Annotated in this window: 13 protein-coding genes and 2 tRNA genes; 3 read left to right on the forward strand and 12 right to left on the reverse strand. The window is 49.1% G+C overall.

Features of this window, described 5'->3' with window-relative positions:
• Positions 1 to 13 precede the first annotated feature (13 nt).
• Both F6Q11_RS04420 and F6Q11_RS04425 read right to left on the reverse strand, forming a co-directional pair.
• Complete coding sequence (locus F6Q11_RS04420; RefSeq protein ID WP_297026595.1) at positions 14 to 340, reverse strand: hypothetical protein; 327 nt, start codon at positions 338 to 340, stop codon at positions 14 to 16.
• Between the two features lie 9 nt (positions 341 to 349).
• Positions 350 to 889, reverse strand: coding sequence for an inorganic diphosphatase (locus F6Q11_RS04425; RefSeq protein WP_297026597.1), 540 nt, complete (start codon positions 887 to 889; stop codon positions 350 to 352).
• A gap of 95 nt (positions 890 to 984) precedes the next feature.
• Here F6Q11_RS04425 and F6Q11_RS04430 point away from each other — a divergent pair, with 95 nt between their 5' ends.
• From F6Q11_RS04430 to F6Q11_RS04440, 3 genes are all read left to right on the forward strand, one after another.
• Positions 985 to 2,172 (forward strand): acyl-CoA dehydrogenase family protein, encoded by a 1,188-nt coding sequence (locus F6Q11_RS04430; protein WP_297026599.1) that lies wholly within the window; start codon positions 985 to 987, stop codon positions 2,170 to 2,172.
• Positions 2,173 to 2,227: 55 nt separating this feature from the next.
• Positions 2,228 to 2,797, forward strand: coding sequence for a KH domain-containing protein (locus F6Q11_RS04435; RefSeq protein WP_297026602.1), 570 nt, complete (start codon positions 2,228 to 2,230; stop codon positions 2,795 to 2,797).
• A 98-nt stretch (positions 2,798 to 2,895) separates the two neighbouring features.
• Positions 2,896 to 2,970: transfer RNA gene (locus F6Q11_RS04440), tRNA-Met, on the forward strand.
• Here the strand turns inward: F6Q11_RS04440 and F6Q11_RS04445 are convergent.
• The 10 genes from F6Q11_RS04445 to F6Q11_RS04490 form a co-directional block, all read right to left on the reverse strand.
• A complete protein-coding gene (locus F6Q11_RS04445) occupies positions 2,968 to 3,597 on the reverse strand; it encodes a serine protein kinase RIO (protein WP_297026604.1) in 630 nt (209 codons plus the stop codon). The genes F6Q11_RS04440 and F6Q11_RS04445 overlap by 3 nt on opposite strands.
• 122 nt (positions 3,598 to 3,719) lie before the next feature.
• The gene (gene eif1A, locus F6Q11_RS04450; RefSeq protein ID WP_297026606.1) at positions 3,720 to 4,079 is read right to left on the reverse strand and encodes a translation initiation factor eIF-1A; all 360 of its coding nucleotides are present in this window, start codon (positions 4,077 to 4,079) and stop codon (positions 3,720 to 3,722) included.
• A 134-nt stretch (positions 4,080 to 4,213) separates the two neighbouring features.
• Complete coding sequence (locus F6Q11_RS04455) at positions 4,214 to 4,642, reverse strand: NusA-like transcription termination signal-binding factor (protein ID WP_297026607.1); 429 nt, start codon at positions 4,640 to 4,642, stop codon at positions 4,214 to 4,216.
• Between the two features lie 9 nt (positions 4,643 to 4,651).
• On the reverse strand, positions 4,652 to 6,178 hold the full coding sequence (gene rpoA2, locus F6Q11_RS04460) for a DNA-directed RNA polymerase subunit A'' (RefSeq protein WP_297026610.1): 1,527 nt from the start codon (positions 6,176 to 6,178) through the stop codon (positions 4,652 to 4,654).
• Between the two features lie 5 nt (positions 6,179 to 6,183).
• Positions 6,184 to 8,841 carry a DNA-directed RNA polymerase subunit A' gene (gene rpoA1, locus F6Q11_RS04465; protein ID WP_297026612.1) on the reverse strand — a complete coding sequence of 886 codons (2,658 nt, stop codon included), beginning with the start codon at positions 8,839 to 8,841 and terminating at the stop codon, positions 6,184 to 6,186.
• Positions 8,838 to 12,425, reverse strand: coding sequence for a DNA-directed RNA polymerase subunit B (locus tag F6Q11_RS04470; RefSeq protein WP_297026613.1), 3,588 nt, complete (start codon positions 12,423 to 12,425; stop codon positions 8,838 to 8,840). Before F6Q11_RS04470 ends, rpoA1 begins: the two co-directional genes overlap by 4 nt.
• Positions 12,422 to 12,685, reverse strand: a complete 264-nt coding sequence (locus F6Q11_RS04475) for a DNA-directed RNA polymerase subunit H (protein WP_297026615.1) — start codon at positions 12,683 to 12,685, stop codon at positions 12,422 to 12,424. Before F6Q11_RS04475 ends, F6Q11_RS04470 begins: the two co-directional genes overlap by 4 nt.
• A gap of 19 nt (positions 12,686 to 12,704) precedes the next feature.
• Positions 12,705 to 12,778: transfer RNA gene (locus tag F6Q11_RS04480), tRNA-Lys, on the reverse strand.
• 142 nt (positions 12,779 to 12,920) lie between these two features.
• Positions 12,921 to 13,739, reverse strand: coding sequence for a hypothetical protein (locus tag F6Q11_RS04485; protein ID WP_297026617.1), 819 nt, complete (start codon positions 13,737 to 13,739; stop codon positions 12,921 to 12,923).
• On the reverse strand, positions 13,736 to 14,812 hold the full coding sequence (locus F6Q11_RS04490) for a replication factor A (RefSeq protein WP_297026618.1): 1,077 nt from the start codon (positions 14,810 to 14,812) through the stop codon (positions 13,736 to 13,738). Before F6Q11_RS04490 ends, F6Q11_RS04485 begins: the two co-directional genes overlap by 4 nt.
• Between the last annotated feature and the right edge of the window lie 106 nt (positions 14,813 to 14,918).

The following is a 14,918-nucleotide window of genomic DNA, read 5'->3' on the forward strand; positions in this document are numbered from 1 at the left end:
ACTTTGATGTGTATCATGTTACGTAGGTGAAACCGGATACCTGAATACCCGATCTGCCGCGCTTTATACGCACGTTCTCCCTTCCCTTGTTGATCGATCTGTAGGTCTGGCCATCCATAGCTATGCGCATGGTCTGGTCGCCGAAGAAGAGCAGGTTATCTGAGGCCTTGTCTTCCACGGAAACCTCCAGTTGCCTTATTATCTGGCACATTCCGTCCTGGCATGGGCCGTTCTCCATCTTGGTCCGCATGATGATGATGTATCGATTCCGAATCTCCGTGATCAGATCCTCATCGATGGTGATGCTTCCAGAACCCACACGTATCTCGATCAAGGACATGCCGGACACCTAGTTCTTCTTTCCGTACTTCTCGTCATACATCTTTATGGATACGTCTATCTCCTTCAGGGCAGCATCCTTGCCCTCCCATCCAAGAACCTTCGTTTCCTTCTTTTCGAGCATCTTGTACGTAGAGAAGAAGTTGGCTATCTCATCGAGCAGATGGCTGTTCACATCCTTGAGATCCTTTATATTGCTCACATTTGGATCCTTGTCAAACACCGCGAGTATCTTGTTATCTGTTTCGCCCTGGTCCATCATCTTCATCATACCTATGGGCCTGACCTTCATTATTGCGCCTGGGAAAGTTGGCTGCGATATCAAAACCATGATATCCATGGGATCCCCATCGTAATACAGCGTCCTCGGTATAAGGCCATAATCCACAGGATAAACAACGGATGAGTAGAGGACTCTGTCCACCAACATACCTGGGAATTCCTTCGCTATCTCGTACTTCACCCTGCTCCCCCTTGGTATCTCCACGATCACGTAGACCTCCTCGGGCGGGTTTGGGCCAACGGGAACTGAATGATAGAAGCTATCCATAATTCTTTATTTCTATATTGTATATTATAATTGTTCTTGATGGGCAAATGCGGAACTGCTGGAAAAAGATTTAACCGGCCTAGTGCTTTAACATTATGGATTTCGAATTTACCGAGGATCAGAAGATCCTGATGGAAACGGCGAAGAAATTTTCAGAATCGGTGATAGCTCCCTCGATCGGCAGGATGCGAAGCCAGAGGAGGATACCAGATGAGGTTTATGATCAGATGGCCAGGATGGGTTATCTTGGAATGACGGTGCCGGAGAAGTTCGGTGGCATGGGCGCTGATGCCGTATCTACTGGCATAGTTGCGGAACAGATAGCAAGAAATGACCCAACTGCCTCCATCCCTGTCCTCTTCCTTGTGGATAATGCCTGGTCATACCTGATGGCCAAGTATGGGGACGAGAAAATCTTTGGCGAAATACTGAGGAAGGTGGCAAAAGGCCAGTGGATAACGGCAATCGCATCCACCGAATCGGGGCATGGTTCAGACGTTGCAGGCATAGATACTGTCGCCAGGAGATCCGGAGACGAGTACATCGTGAGCGGCGAAAAGTCCTTCATAAGTCTTGTCAGGGACGTTAAGGAGCATGGCGGTGGCTTCGTGACCGTTGTCAAGACGAAGGCGGATGCGGGCTCACGCGGTATATCGCTTCTCTATATACCATATTCCGATGACATCGAGATATCCTACCTTGAGGAGATGGGCCGTGAGGGTTCCTCGTGGGGCGTCCTGAGATTCAACGAACTGCACGTCCCTGCAAAATACCTGATAGGTGAGGAAAACAGGGGCTTCAACATAGTTCATGAGGGTTTCGAATTCGCCAGGGGCCTCATCTCAGTGATCTCGGCTGGAACCGCACTCAGATCCATTGAGAACGGCATAAACTACATGAAACAGAGGAAGGCCTTTGGACGCGAGATTGCCACATTTGAAGGGCTGCAGTTCCAGGTTGCAGACGATGTGGCGAAGATGGAGGCTGCGCTGAGCTTCGCATACAGGGCGCTGTGGATATACGATCAGGAGCAGAGGTATGGGAAGTACAGCAGGTTCTACGTGAGCAAGAACATAGCCATGGCCAAGCTCATATCCACGACATGGGGTTTCGACGCGATAAACGATGCGATGCAGTGGCAGGGTGCCTACGGGTACTCCAAGGACTGCCCAGAGGAATGGGCCCTTCGTGGTATTCGTTCCTTCATGCTTGCCGAAGGCTCCCGCGAAATAATGAAGCTGATAATCGCGAGGGAATCAATAGGCAAGGAATACATGCGGTGAGCGTGTCTCACCATCAATTTTGGAAGGACAACGTTGATATGCCTGATCATAATAATTGTTCACTGGTGATGATAGTTTGTATTTCGATACCGTCAGGGTCCCTAGGGATAGGATAAGCATAGTCATCGGCAAGGACGGTTCAACAAAGAAAAGGATAGAGGAGAACGGCGAGGTGAAGCTCACCATTGACAGCAACGAGGGCGAGGTATCGATAGACCAGATGGGTGATGCGATCAAATCAAGCATCGCCAAGAGCGTGGTTCAGGCCATAGGCCGCGGTTTCAATCCTGAGAAGGCGATGCTGCTCTTCGAGGACGGCATGCAGCTCGTCATAATATCGCTGAGGGAATTCGCTAAGCCAGGATCCAGCCGCATTGCGCAGATCAAGGCAAGGGTGATTGGGACAGGCGGAAAGACCAGGACGATAATTGAGGAACTCACTGGTTCGTTCATATCGGTATACGGCGATACCGTGTCGATCATCGGCGATTACCTTGCCGTTACATACGCCGAGGAAGCCATTAACATGATTATAAATGGTAAGAAGCACAGGACTGTATACGAGTTCCTAGAGAAAAAGGCGAGAGAGCTCAGGTTCAGGAGGATCGAAGAGAGCTTCGGATGATGTCAGGAAATTACGGTTAATGCATATCCCAGCGAAAGGTTGATTAAGGCTTATACCATAAACCCTTGTGGACGCAATCTAGGTATTCGCTTGTCAAAAGCGGGGTGGGGTAGTCAGGAAATCCCGATGGGCTCATAACCCGTAGATCGATGGTTCAAATCCATCCCCCGCTACTTCTTCTTTATGTATTCCCTTATCCTATCGGGGTTCGTATCTATTCCATGTTTTTCAAAGAACGTGCTGACGTTCAGTATATCCCTTTCTAGAAACTCGGCCGCCATCGGATGGTCTATGTCAACGGCCTGCGCCAGGTCTATGAAGTAGACCTTTCTGTGGTAGAGCATATTGTACTCGCTGAGATCAGCGTGCACGATCCTGCTGGCATACATGCGCCTCATGCCATCGATGACCTGTGTATATATATCCTCGTTAACGTCCACATCCTTCAGCTGCGGTGCGGGCCCGGACTTCGTGCCTAAGTAGGACATGACCAATATGTTTTTGAAGAAACCGATAGGCTTCGGCGCAGGCACATGGGCATTCTCCAGAGCCATCAAATTCGTATATTCCTTTCTCACCCAGACCGGGATTATGTCGTTTCTGTCTATCCTTATCTTCGAGAACCTCTGGTCCCCTTCGATGTACTTCCTTATGTTCATGAATTTAAGCGTGGACATCTTGAATATCTTAACCGCAATAAATTTTTTACCAGAAACCGCCCTGAAGACAACGGATTCCTTGCCCGTCGATATTGGAAAATCAAGGTAATCTATACTGTACCTGGAGAAAACGTATTTCAATGCCTCCAGAGTTCTCCTGTCAAAAACGAGGTCAAGAGTCTTCCTGTCCAGATTAGACCTGAAAGCAAATTCATCATTCTTTATCAGCTGTCTGAGCGCCGAGTCATCTATCCTGCATCACCTCATTTGAATATATCGATGACTTCAGGCAACATGTGGTTTCTGCTGAGATAGCTAGCCTGCGTCTTCGTGTAACGGTAGACAACATCGGCCTTCTCAGGCTGGAATTCCCATGGTTTTACTATGACCAGATCCTTCTCCCTGATCCACATGCGTTTGCGCATGCGCCCAGGTATCCTTGCATTCCGGGTGTATCCATCCTCGCACATGACCGAGAGCCTTGAAGCCCCCTCCATCTTCTCAACTATACCGAACATCTCTCCCTTCTTCTTATTTGGGAGTATAACTCGCCCTATCGATTCCTCGTTTTCTTCTCCGTTAGCGATATCCTTGACACTATTGTCAACGTCGTCCTCGCTCATATTCCACCATTCTTTCAATGTTCACCTGGCCTATGGCAATGCATCAGCAAGCCATGCCGATAGAGCATATGGAATGCTGATTACAAATACAAATTTAAATATTTGCGGAAAATTCAAAGTTTCCGGTTAACTCTCTATTGTTTCACGCTTATGCTGTTCACGTTGAAGTATCTCGAGACCGCATCCTTGAAGAGCTTTATGTTCTTGCCCTCCTTGCCGATTACCTTTCCAATCTCCTCTGGCTTAACGCCGACAACAATATCCGTCCTGTTGTTCTTCCATGAGATCTGGATCTCGTTGACGCCGTACCTGAAAAATATGTTTCTGACGAATGTCAGCAGGTCCCTGGATATCTCCGCGACCAGTATATGCTTGTTTATCTTCTCCTTGAGCTGGGCTATGACATCCTTGTTCTTCCTGAACATCTCTGCCATCTTGTGTTCTCCCACAACAAAGAGTATCATATCCTCGTTCTCGACGCACTCCATCAGCTCTATTCTGGCAATCTTTTCGAATATGGCTATGTGAGCCATGGTCTCATTATCAACAGTTATCTCATTCATCTCCATTCCTCACTTTTTGGTTTTCGGATAGCCCTTATAGATTATATCAACGGCCCCTGTTCCGAGTGTTATTGGCTGACCGACAATGATGTTCTCCGCAACGCCTGCAAGTTTGTCGACCTCACCCATGACGCCTGCCCTGAGCAGATGTTTGGTTGTTATTTCGAAAGCCGCCCTAGCAAGCACACTGCTTTTCCTTCCAGATATACCGGTCCTGCCAACCGCACGAACACTGCCGCTGAACGTCATCATGTCAGCAACAAGCATCAGATGCCTCACATCTACGTTGAGACCCTGCTCCTGCAGCGTCCTCAGTGCTTCGTTCAGTATGGCGTTTCTGGCCGCCTCTATGCCCAGGACATTTGCTATTTCAACGATGTCGTTTGTGTACGTTCTCGTTGGATCGACCTCATCTACCTCAAGCACTTCCTTGAGATTGGAACCCTGCGTGTAGATGACCCACCTGTGTTCCTTGCCTTCAACTCGGGCTATCGCCCTCTTTATACCGTTGATTCCCTTGATCGTGAGTCCCTTGATCTGCTCCTGCAGCAGATAAAGCTTCTTGAATGATTCCTGCTGGGGCTTTATTATGATCTGCCCGGAATCCTCCATGACTGTGATGCCCTTGATCCTGTTTATGGCATTCATTATGTCTTCCATCTCTATGAGCCTGTCCTTGGTCTTCCGCGGATCAGGCCTAACAGTAACCGTAAGCTCGCCTATATCCGTTATTATGTCCGCCACATCGCTTATGCTTGTATTCTCCAGCCTCTTGACAACGTCCATGACCACCTCGTCGTTGGTTTCGTATTCTGGCTTGAGGTATATCGTCATGGACGGAGTGCTGGGTATACGCCTGGCATCAACGATCTCGATGAGCCTTGGAAGACCAAGCGTAACGTTCATTTCCCTGACACCGGCGAAGTGGAACGTCCTCATGGTCATCTGCGTGCCAGGTTCGCCTATGCTCTGTGCCGCTATAATGCCAACAGCTTCGTATGGATCTATGAGCTCATTCCCTATCTCCTCACCTATACGCTTCAGTATGTTTCTGTAGGTTTTTTCACCCCATTCCTGCCTTCTCCTGGCAATCTCTTCAGCAACTGATTCGGGTATGGTGAAACCCATGGCCTTCGCATCGTCCAGGACATTCTGGACATCCTCGGAAAGATTCTCCCCGTACTTCTCACGTATCTCCGTGACCTGCCTCTCGCCTACCTCGAAATTGGCTATCGTTTCAAGAGTCTTCCCACCTGCACGAAACTCCATGACGGACAGTGGCTCTATCTTCTCAACCTTCTCTATGGTTATTATCGACTTCAGGCCGCTCTTCTTCTTGGCAATGGCCTCTGTTTCCGGTGAATACGGCATGACCCCGGATATGACCACGTGATAGGTGAAGTTCTTCCTGTTTATTGTGATGTATCCATCTTCAATGTCCTTTGGAACATCGAAATCAAGTGCATAGTTGACTGGGAGTCTCTCCATGATCGCAGATATGTTCTTTGATGTATCGCGCCATAGCAGTGAAGCCATCTTTTTCACCTCTTCTCCTCATCAAACAGGATGTAATTCATATCAACCGCTCTTCCACGGGCGCTTCTGGTCGGGTCTATACCATCCTCACCATACTTTATCTGTATCAGTGACCCAACGGTATCCTTGACCTCCCTTGTATCGTCCACCTTGAGATCCTCGAAGGCATTAATGAGCCTCCTCTGCATGTAACCGCTCCTTGACGTTCTCACCGCTGTATCAACGAGACCTTCACGACCTCCTATGCTGTGGAAGAAGTACTCGGTGGGGCTCAGCCCGGTCATGTAGGATGATCGGACGAAACCTCTTGCATCTGCACCTATGTCACCGCGTTTGAAGTGTGGAAGCGTCCTGTTGTAATAGCCCCTGTTCAGCCTTCCTCCTCTCACGGACTGCTGCCCAACTATACCGGCAACCTCCGATATGTTCAGCATCGTTGCCCTTGCACCGGATCTGGCCATTATGACAGACGGCACCTTCAATCCAAGGTACGAACTCGCAATCTTACCTGATTCATCCCTGACAACACCAGCTTCGGAGAGTATCTCCATCTCCAGAGTATCCTCAACAGATCTTCCTGGTGCTGGCTGAAGCTCGCCCAGCCTGAACGTCTCGATGAGCTTGTTTATGCGGTCCTCCGCCTGAGCCACCAGCTCCTCTATCCTGGCAACGGCGCTCTCAGGTATATCGTAGTCACTGATACCTGTGGAGAAGCCACGGTATGTGATGAAACCAACCGCTAGACGTGTCATGCGGTCGATGAACCTCGCTGCTTCCTGAGATCCGAACTTCCTGAATATTTTGTCTATTATGGCCCCCGAGAACGGTGAAATTGCAGCCTCATCGATCGTACCATGTATCATCTTTCCATCCACGATCTCGACATACGTATCGGACGGATCGTTCTCAAACTCGCATTTTTCTGAGGAACCGGAGCACAGCTTGCTTCTGAACCTGACGTTTAAGCCCTTTGGCAGTATCGTGGAGAATATATCGCGGCCATAATAGTATTTGACGCCATTCTCTATCTTGGCCTCGGGCAGAATATCCGGTTCGAGATACGCCATTATGTGCACCATTTCCTCATGCGTGTATCTTGGATTGTTATGAGTGAGCAGGAACAGGGCAGTGACGTGATCGTGAATGCCGCCTATGATTGGCCCTCCGAACCTCGGACTCATTATCTGTTCCTGCACCTTCATTATGATCCTTGCCTCTGCCCTCGCCTCCTCCTTCTGTATCACATGCAGATTCATCTCGTCCCCATCGAAGTCTGCGTTGTATGGCGTGCATACGGCGAGGTTGAACCTGAATGTCTGGCCGGGCAGAATCCTAACTGTGTGGCCCATCATTGACATCCTGTGGAGCGATGGCTGCCTGTTGAACAGTACGATGTCACCCTCCATCAGCTGCCGCTCCACCGTCCAGCCTATATCTATGCGATCTGCGTTCTCAGCAGCATTCTGGTCCGTGATCTTTATCCTCCTGCCGTCTGGCCTTATGACGTAGTTTACACCGGTCACGTACCTGCCGAACTGATCCCTTGGGCTGCGGCCCCTCTTTATGAGTTCACGCATATCGTCTATGTTGAACTGGTTCACTATCACAGGAACGGTCAGTTCCCTGGCTGCCCTCTCAGGAACGCCAACCTCATTTACGGAGAGATAGGGTTCCGGCGATATGACCGTTCTGGACGAAAAGTTGACACGCTTACCGGATAGGTTGGATCTGAACCTCCCCTCCTTTCCCTTGAGACGCTGCACAAGAGTTTTCAGTGCCCTGCCACTTCTGTGCCTTGCAGGCGGTATTCCGGGTGTCTGGTTATCGAAGTATGTCGTGACATGGAACTGGAGCAGATCCCAGAGATCCTCTATTATCAGCTGCGGCGATCCGTTGTCTCTGCTCTCCCTCAGCCTCTGGCTTATCCTTATTATATCCACGAGCTTGTGGGTGAGATCGTCCTCGCTCCTCTCGCCAGTCTCCAGAGTTATAGAAGGCCTGACGTTTATCGGTGGGACTGGAAGGACTGTGAGAACCATCCATTCAGGCCTGGCTGTCTTCGGATTGAAACCGAAGAAGATCAGATCGTCGTCGGGTATGCGCTCCAGGCGCTCCCTTATCTCCTTTGGCGTTATCTTGACGTTCGTGCCCTCCTCACGGAACGTTGTCGGCTTATCCAGTATTATCTTGCTCTGCTGTGCTCCACAGTGCGGACATACCATCCTCTGGGATGCAAGATCAACATACTTCTTCGTCAGTATCTCTATATCCTCTGGATCTCCTGTTTCGAAGTCCATCTTCTGTATTTCCGGAAGGTATGTCCTTATCTCATCGTCTGTCAGCTTTATGCGGCCGCATGACCTACATGTGGCATCCAGGAACATCTTGATCTCCTTCACGAAGCCGACGTGCACTACCGGCATGGCGAGCTCAATATGGCCGAAGTGACCTGGACATTCGTCAACCTTGCCACCGCATGTTGCGCATCTAAGACCTGGCTCGATGACGCCCATATGCAGATCCATCAGGCCGTGTTCAATAGGATAACCATCATCGTCGTATGTATCCGCGGTGATGACCTTTACCTGGCTGAGTTTTCTTATCTCATCAGGAGAAAGAAGTGCAAATTTTATTGATGAAATTCTTTTCGATATTCCCATCATTTCATATCACCAAGCATTAACCTCATGACAACACCAAGAGAGATCAGCTCATCCCTCATCAGCTTGAATGCATAGCTGGTCTCTATCGGGTAAATATTCCCGGTATTACCACACACGGGGCATCTGAGTGTCCCCTTCCTGCGGTCGTATATTGCGATGTGGCCACACGATGGGTTTCCGCACACGTACAGAACAGTACCGTCGCTCTGATCCAGCAGGCGATCCTTTATGACCATCGCTGCACCATGTGCTATGAGAGTATCCCTCTCCATTTCACCGAACCTGAGACCGCCCTGCCTGGATCTTCCCTCCGTCGGCTGCCTTGTGAGTATCTGCACCGGTCCTCTTGACCTCGCGTGGAACTTCCCCGCGACCATGTGGTGAAGCTTCTGGTAGTATATCACGCCAACGAATATGTCGGCCTTGAACCTTCTGCCGGTGATCCCGTCGTACATGACCTCTGTTGACGATTTTCTGAAACCGTATCTTACGAGAGCATCTCTGAGGCTCTTCTCAGGCTCTCCGCTGAATATTGTACCATCTATGAACCTTCCTGTCCTGGAAGCTATCTTGCCGCCAATCATCTCAAGTATGTGGCCCACTGTCATCCTGGACGGTATTGAATGTGGGTTGAATATGAGATCCGGTATTATACCATCCTCCGTGAACGGCATATCCTCCTGCGGAACGACCAGACCAACGACGCCCTTCTGCCCATGCCTTGACGCGAACTTATCTCCAAGCTCTGGTATCCTCTCGCTTCTGACCTTTATCTTCACGACACGGCTGTTGCTCTCAGAGACAGTTAGGAAGACGTTGTCAACGTATCCACTCTCGTTCGGTCTCATGGTGACCGAGGACTCGCGCCTCCTCTGCGGGCCAAGACGTTCCTCACCCTCCTCAAGGAATCTTGGAGGCGAGGTCTTCCCTATGAGAACGTCCGAACCTTCGACGTAGGCTTCAGGATATATTATGCCGCTTTCATCAAGGTTCTTGTAGTACTCCTCTGCCCTGGCTCCAATTATGTCATGCGTTGGGATCTCAAACTTGTCCTCCTGGCCTCCAGGATACCTTCTCTCCTCTGCGGAATACGTCCTGAAGAACGTGCTTCTGCCAAGACCTCTCTCTATCGCTGCCTTGTTTATCACAAGGGCATCCTGTATGTTATAACCTTCATAGGAAAGGACAGCAACAACGAAGTTCTGACCTGCCGGCCTGCGGTCATAATGGATGTAGTCCATGACGCGCGTGCGGACCAGCGGCACCTGTGGATAATGGAGGAGATGGCCTCTCGTATCAGGCCTTATCCTGACGTTTGACTGGGCGAAGCCAAGGGACTGCTTTGCCATTGCTGATGCAATCGTTATCCTCGGAGAAGAATTGTGCTCTGGGTATGGTATTATGGATGCAACAACTCCCAGTATCATGGCAGGGTCGATCTCCAGATGAGTGTTATCCTTTGAGAGCTTAGAAGGAACGTTGAACCTCTGGTGGCAGAACCCGCATTCAAGGGTTACATCTGATTCGCCCGGATTCACCCAATCCACCATTGACCTGTACAGATATGAGCCGCAGTGCGGGCATTTCTCAGGTATGTCGTAGGCATATACGGCCACGTACGTGTCCTCCTCTTCCTCCGCATCCAGCCATTCTATTGCACCCTGCCTGACAAGATCCTCGAAGGACATCTCGCCGTGCTTCAGCTTTTCGATCATGGTCCTGTCCAGCACCGTCCTTCCATCCTTCAGGATGAGCAGAGGCCTCCGGAGCCTGCCACGGTCGCAGTTCACTATGACCTCATTTGTGTTGTCATCGTAGCGTACATTAACCTCATCAGACATGCGCCCTGATCTGCGCTCCTCGCGTATCCTTGATACCAGATATCTCGGATCGTCATGGTATCCTATGAAGTCCCCATTGAGATAAACACGACCCTTCTTCGGGCTCTCCTCAAGAACCTCGCGGACATCCATGCCCTTCAGTATCTCCATGACGCTATCCGGATCGATGCCCTGGGTCACGTTGATGAGCAGGGCAGCATTCTTGACCAGACCGCAATTCTGGCCTTCCGGAGTTTCATTCGGACAAATCCTTCCCCACTGTGTGGGATGAAGATCCCTTGCCTCGAAGTGGGGCTGAGTCCTTGTCAGCGGGGATATTATTCTTCTGAGGTGGCTTATCGTACTGAGGTTCGATACCCTGTCCAGGAGCTGTGACACACCAGTCCTGCCTCCTATCCAGTTCCCTGTGGACATGGCATGCAGAACCCTCTGCGTCAGCAGATCCTGCCTCACTGCCGGCCTTATCTTTATGCCGCGCTTCCTGTTGTATGTCTTCTCCAGCTGATATTTTAGATCCTTCATCACGCTCTGGAATGCGCTCCTGAAGAGCTCGTCCATCAGGTCTCCTGCGAGCTTTATCCTCTTATTTGCAAGGTGGTCCTTATCGTCTTCCTTCCTTATACCGAGGCTGAGTTCTAGAAGAGATCTTGCCATCCTGCCGAGATAAATGGCCTTTCTTATGCGATCCGAAGGCGAATCGCCGAGATGCGGCAGAAGTGAATGATCGAGCATCTGAGATATCTTCTTGTCCCTGAACTCCTTTGCCTGACCTGCTGCAAACCTCTTCTCCAGGTACGATATGGCGTCTTCGGTTGTGTTCACACCATTGGGTGGAAGAACCTTCGGGTTCTTTGAATCCTCTATGTTTGAATATATGATCGGCTCCATCTCTGGGACTGAAGCTATGGCATCGTGCACATCGACATCCCTCTCAAGGCCGAGGGCTTTCATCAGTATAACAAGTGGAACGGTGCCGGCCACGCTCGGTATCGATACATTGATCGTGCCGTCGCTGCCCTTTTCCATGCTGGTCAGAGCACGGAAACCGCCGCGCTGTGAGAATACCTTTGAGACCTCCACCTTTGATTCGTAGCGATCCTCCCACTCCACCATGATCTTGTTCGGTGCAAGGTCCTCCAGCGATACGATGACTCTCTCCGAACCACCTATGATGAAGTAACCCCCTGGATCGTCAGGATCTTCTCCAACATACTGCAGCTTCTCCCTTCTGGAAAGTCCAATAGGACCATTGTTCTTCTCTATGTACTGATCGAGATTCTCCTCGGACAGCGTACATATCTTCGATCTGACCATGACGGGCAGATCTCCAACCTTTATTATCTCTGAACCTTTCTCTATGCCGTCCTCGACTATCCTTAACTTGAGTGTCACCGGCGCAAGATAGTTAAGATCCCTGAGTCTGGCCTCGTTTGGCGTTATCTGGTTTGATGCACCAGACGCCTCCTTTATCTCAGGTTTTCCGATGAATATGGTCTGTTCGCCTATGTAATGCCCGTTTTCCCTCACACGCCCATAGTATATCCTTATATCATGACCACCTGTCTTCGCCGGATCGAGGACAAAGTATCCAGGATCCGCATCATCTGACACCTTTGTTTCATCAACTATCTGTTGCATGACGCTATTTGGATTGTCAGGCGTGGCATAGAAAGAATTCATCGAATCAAGCTGATGGTTTACTATTCCATATCTTTTAAAATACGCATCAACAATTTCCTTCACTTAAACACCTCAGACGCTACCACACGATAATATACCGAATGCCCCATAGTAGGGCTTTTCCTCACTATCTTTATTATGGTCCCCTCCTTGATCTTGCCATGTACGGCCTCGAGCGCCTTTATAGCAGGGTCATTAGGGCTTATCTTCGGCAGAAACTCCTTCTCAATATTCAATTCCTTAAGGATGTCCTTCTCCTCCTCTTCTGGTACTATATGGTGTTCCGGAACGAGATTATGATCTAATACATTAAATTTTGCCACTTTCACCACCACGCGTGAGCGGGCCCGAGGGGGTTCGAACCCCTGACCACCTGGTTAAAAGCCAGATGCTCTACCTGGCTGAGCTACGGGCCCATGATTAGAAGCCTACATAACGAGCCGATTAATAAACTTTTTAGACCCGCACTTTTCTGTGCGCAGCCACGCTTCTTTCCATCTGTAAGATTCATAATACGGATACTCAGATCCAACTTTATACATTAAAGAGGAATTAGAATTATGAGGTATCAACGAATTTATACCTCTTCAGGGAAACCTCAAATATCTCACCAAGAGACCCAAGCGAGTTTAATATCTCGTCCACGGTGCTCTGATCTATGCCGGCATTCTTTGCTGCGACCACTATATCTTCGTACCTGCAGCCCTTGCCATCTAGATCGTTGTTCTTGATGTAATCCAATATAATGGAACGAACCTCTGGTAACTGACTGGAAGATCCCATCGAGCTCATGGCCGGCTCGATCACCTCGAACAGCTTCTGGTAATCGTAGTTGGGGAAGTTCCTTATTGCGTTTATAGCTGATTCTGCTTCTACCTGTGTGTATCCTGATTCCTTAAGCATATCCGCGGAAGGATCCTCAGATTTCTGTGCTTCCCTTATTGCGAAATAGCGTCTTTTTGCGAAATAATAAGCCTTCAGCCCCCAGAATTTAATGGCCTCCTCGTCGATCTTCGATACAAGTTCTGGCCGTATTGAGAAGAGGTAATTGCCCTCGGAATTTCTGTAGGAGCTTACCTTACCGATGACCAGTATCCGGTCATCCACGCCGACACCATCAAGCATGGACTTCTCTTCAGGATTGAACCCGTTGGAAAACCCCACAACGTAGAAATTTCCCACCGGATCTGCCACAGTTATCCTGGTCATTCTGTCGTCTCCTTGTTTAGATGTCACAGTTCCCGTGCACAGGATCCTCTTTATGTTTATTCCCAGAGGCGTGATAGCCGCAGGTTTACCAGCAGTATCGTCCATGACCTTTGCATCCCTGAGCTCAGCAGAAAATATCCAGTAATCCTGGTCTCTCTTGTGGATCATTGGAACTCCTCCTCAATTATATTACCTATCTCTCTGTTGTCTTCCTGAGAAATTGCCCTTATGGACTGCGCGTTCAATGTCATCTTGTCGTCCTGAATCCTGAGATCTCCGGAAACAGATATGCATTTTCCGAGCAGGTTCTTTCTTATCACCATGTTTGGATTCATGGAATATGCATCCCTTCTGAACTGATCCTGCGTTATCCCCGCATACGGAAGGAAACTATCACTGTTTATATAGCATGTTAGGGTGCCAGTACCGTCTGACAGTGAGAAATAACCGAAGATATCTGGGTAAACAGGAGCGCTGGGATGATCCTTGCACTTTCCATCTTCAACTATGCGCCTGCAGACGCTACACTTGGTGAATATCCTGCTTCCCTGGCCTACGCTTACAACAAAGCCTGTTATGGTGATACCGCCAACCGGGGATCGTATCTCCGATATGAACACATGCCTGGGCTTCTCCGGTATATTCGCCGTTACGGTCTCTATTCTGGAGCTGTCGCCTATGGAGAGTCCCATGTAGCCATTGAACTGCGTAACCCTGGCGTTGTCGATCCTGACGACCTCGTTTTCCTGGATCTGCTTTCCAAATGAGGATATCCTTATCCTCGCGGTCTCGTCTTCAATGTATCCCTGGTACACACTCTTCGTCGCACCATCATTTTCGTACTCCTTTTTGCGCACCCCTGTTATCTTTCCTATGACTGAAACATATGGCATGCTCAAGCTCACATCCCTTATCTTGACAAGATCGGAGGTCCTCTTGACCTCAATGTCAGAATCTGGTTTCAGTATGATCTCGGATCTGCCATCGATATATATTCTGATCTTGCCATTGTATAAATTTGAATAGCAGGATCTTATCTCTATCACGTCACCAACCCTAACAGCAGGTGGAAATACCCAAGCTGTGAACGGGACGGTTCCAGTCTCGTCTCCGATTATGCCGTAATAGTATACGGTCTCGCCGCGATCGTTCTTGATCGTTCGTTTATTAAGCGATAGAAGTTTCACCTTCATATCTATGTTCTGCCTTGCGGAATCAATATCAATTATCTTTGATAGCATAACTATTAAAGGACTATCCATAATGGCTATTTATTTTTTAAGAATTGCGCAGCCTAGATTAAAATGTTAAATTAAATAAATATGTAATTATCTTTCATATTCTTTA

Origin of the sequence: Thermoplasma sp. (assembly GCF_008709555.1) — an archaeon.
Classification (GTDB): Archaea; Thermoplasmatota; Thermoplasmata; order Thermoplasmatales; family Thermoplasmataceae; genus Thermoplasma.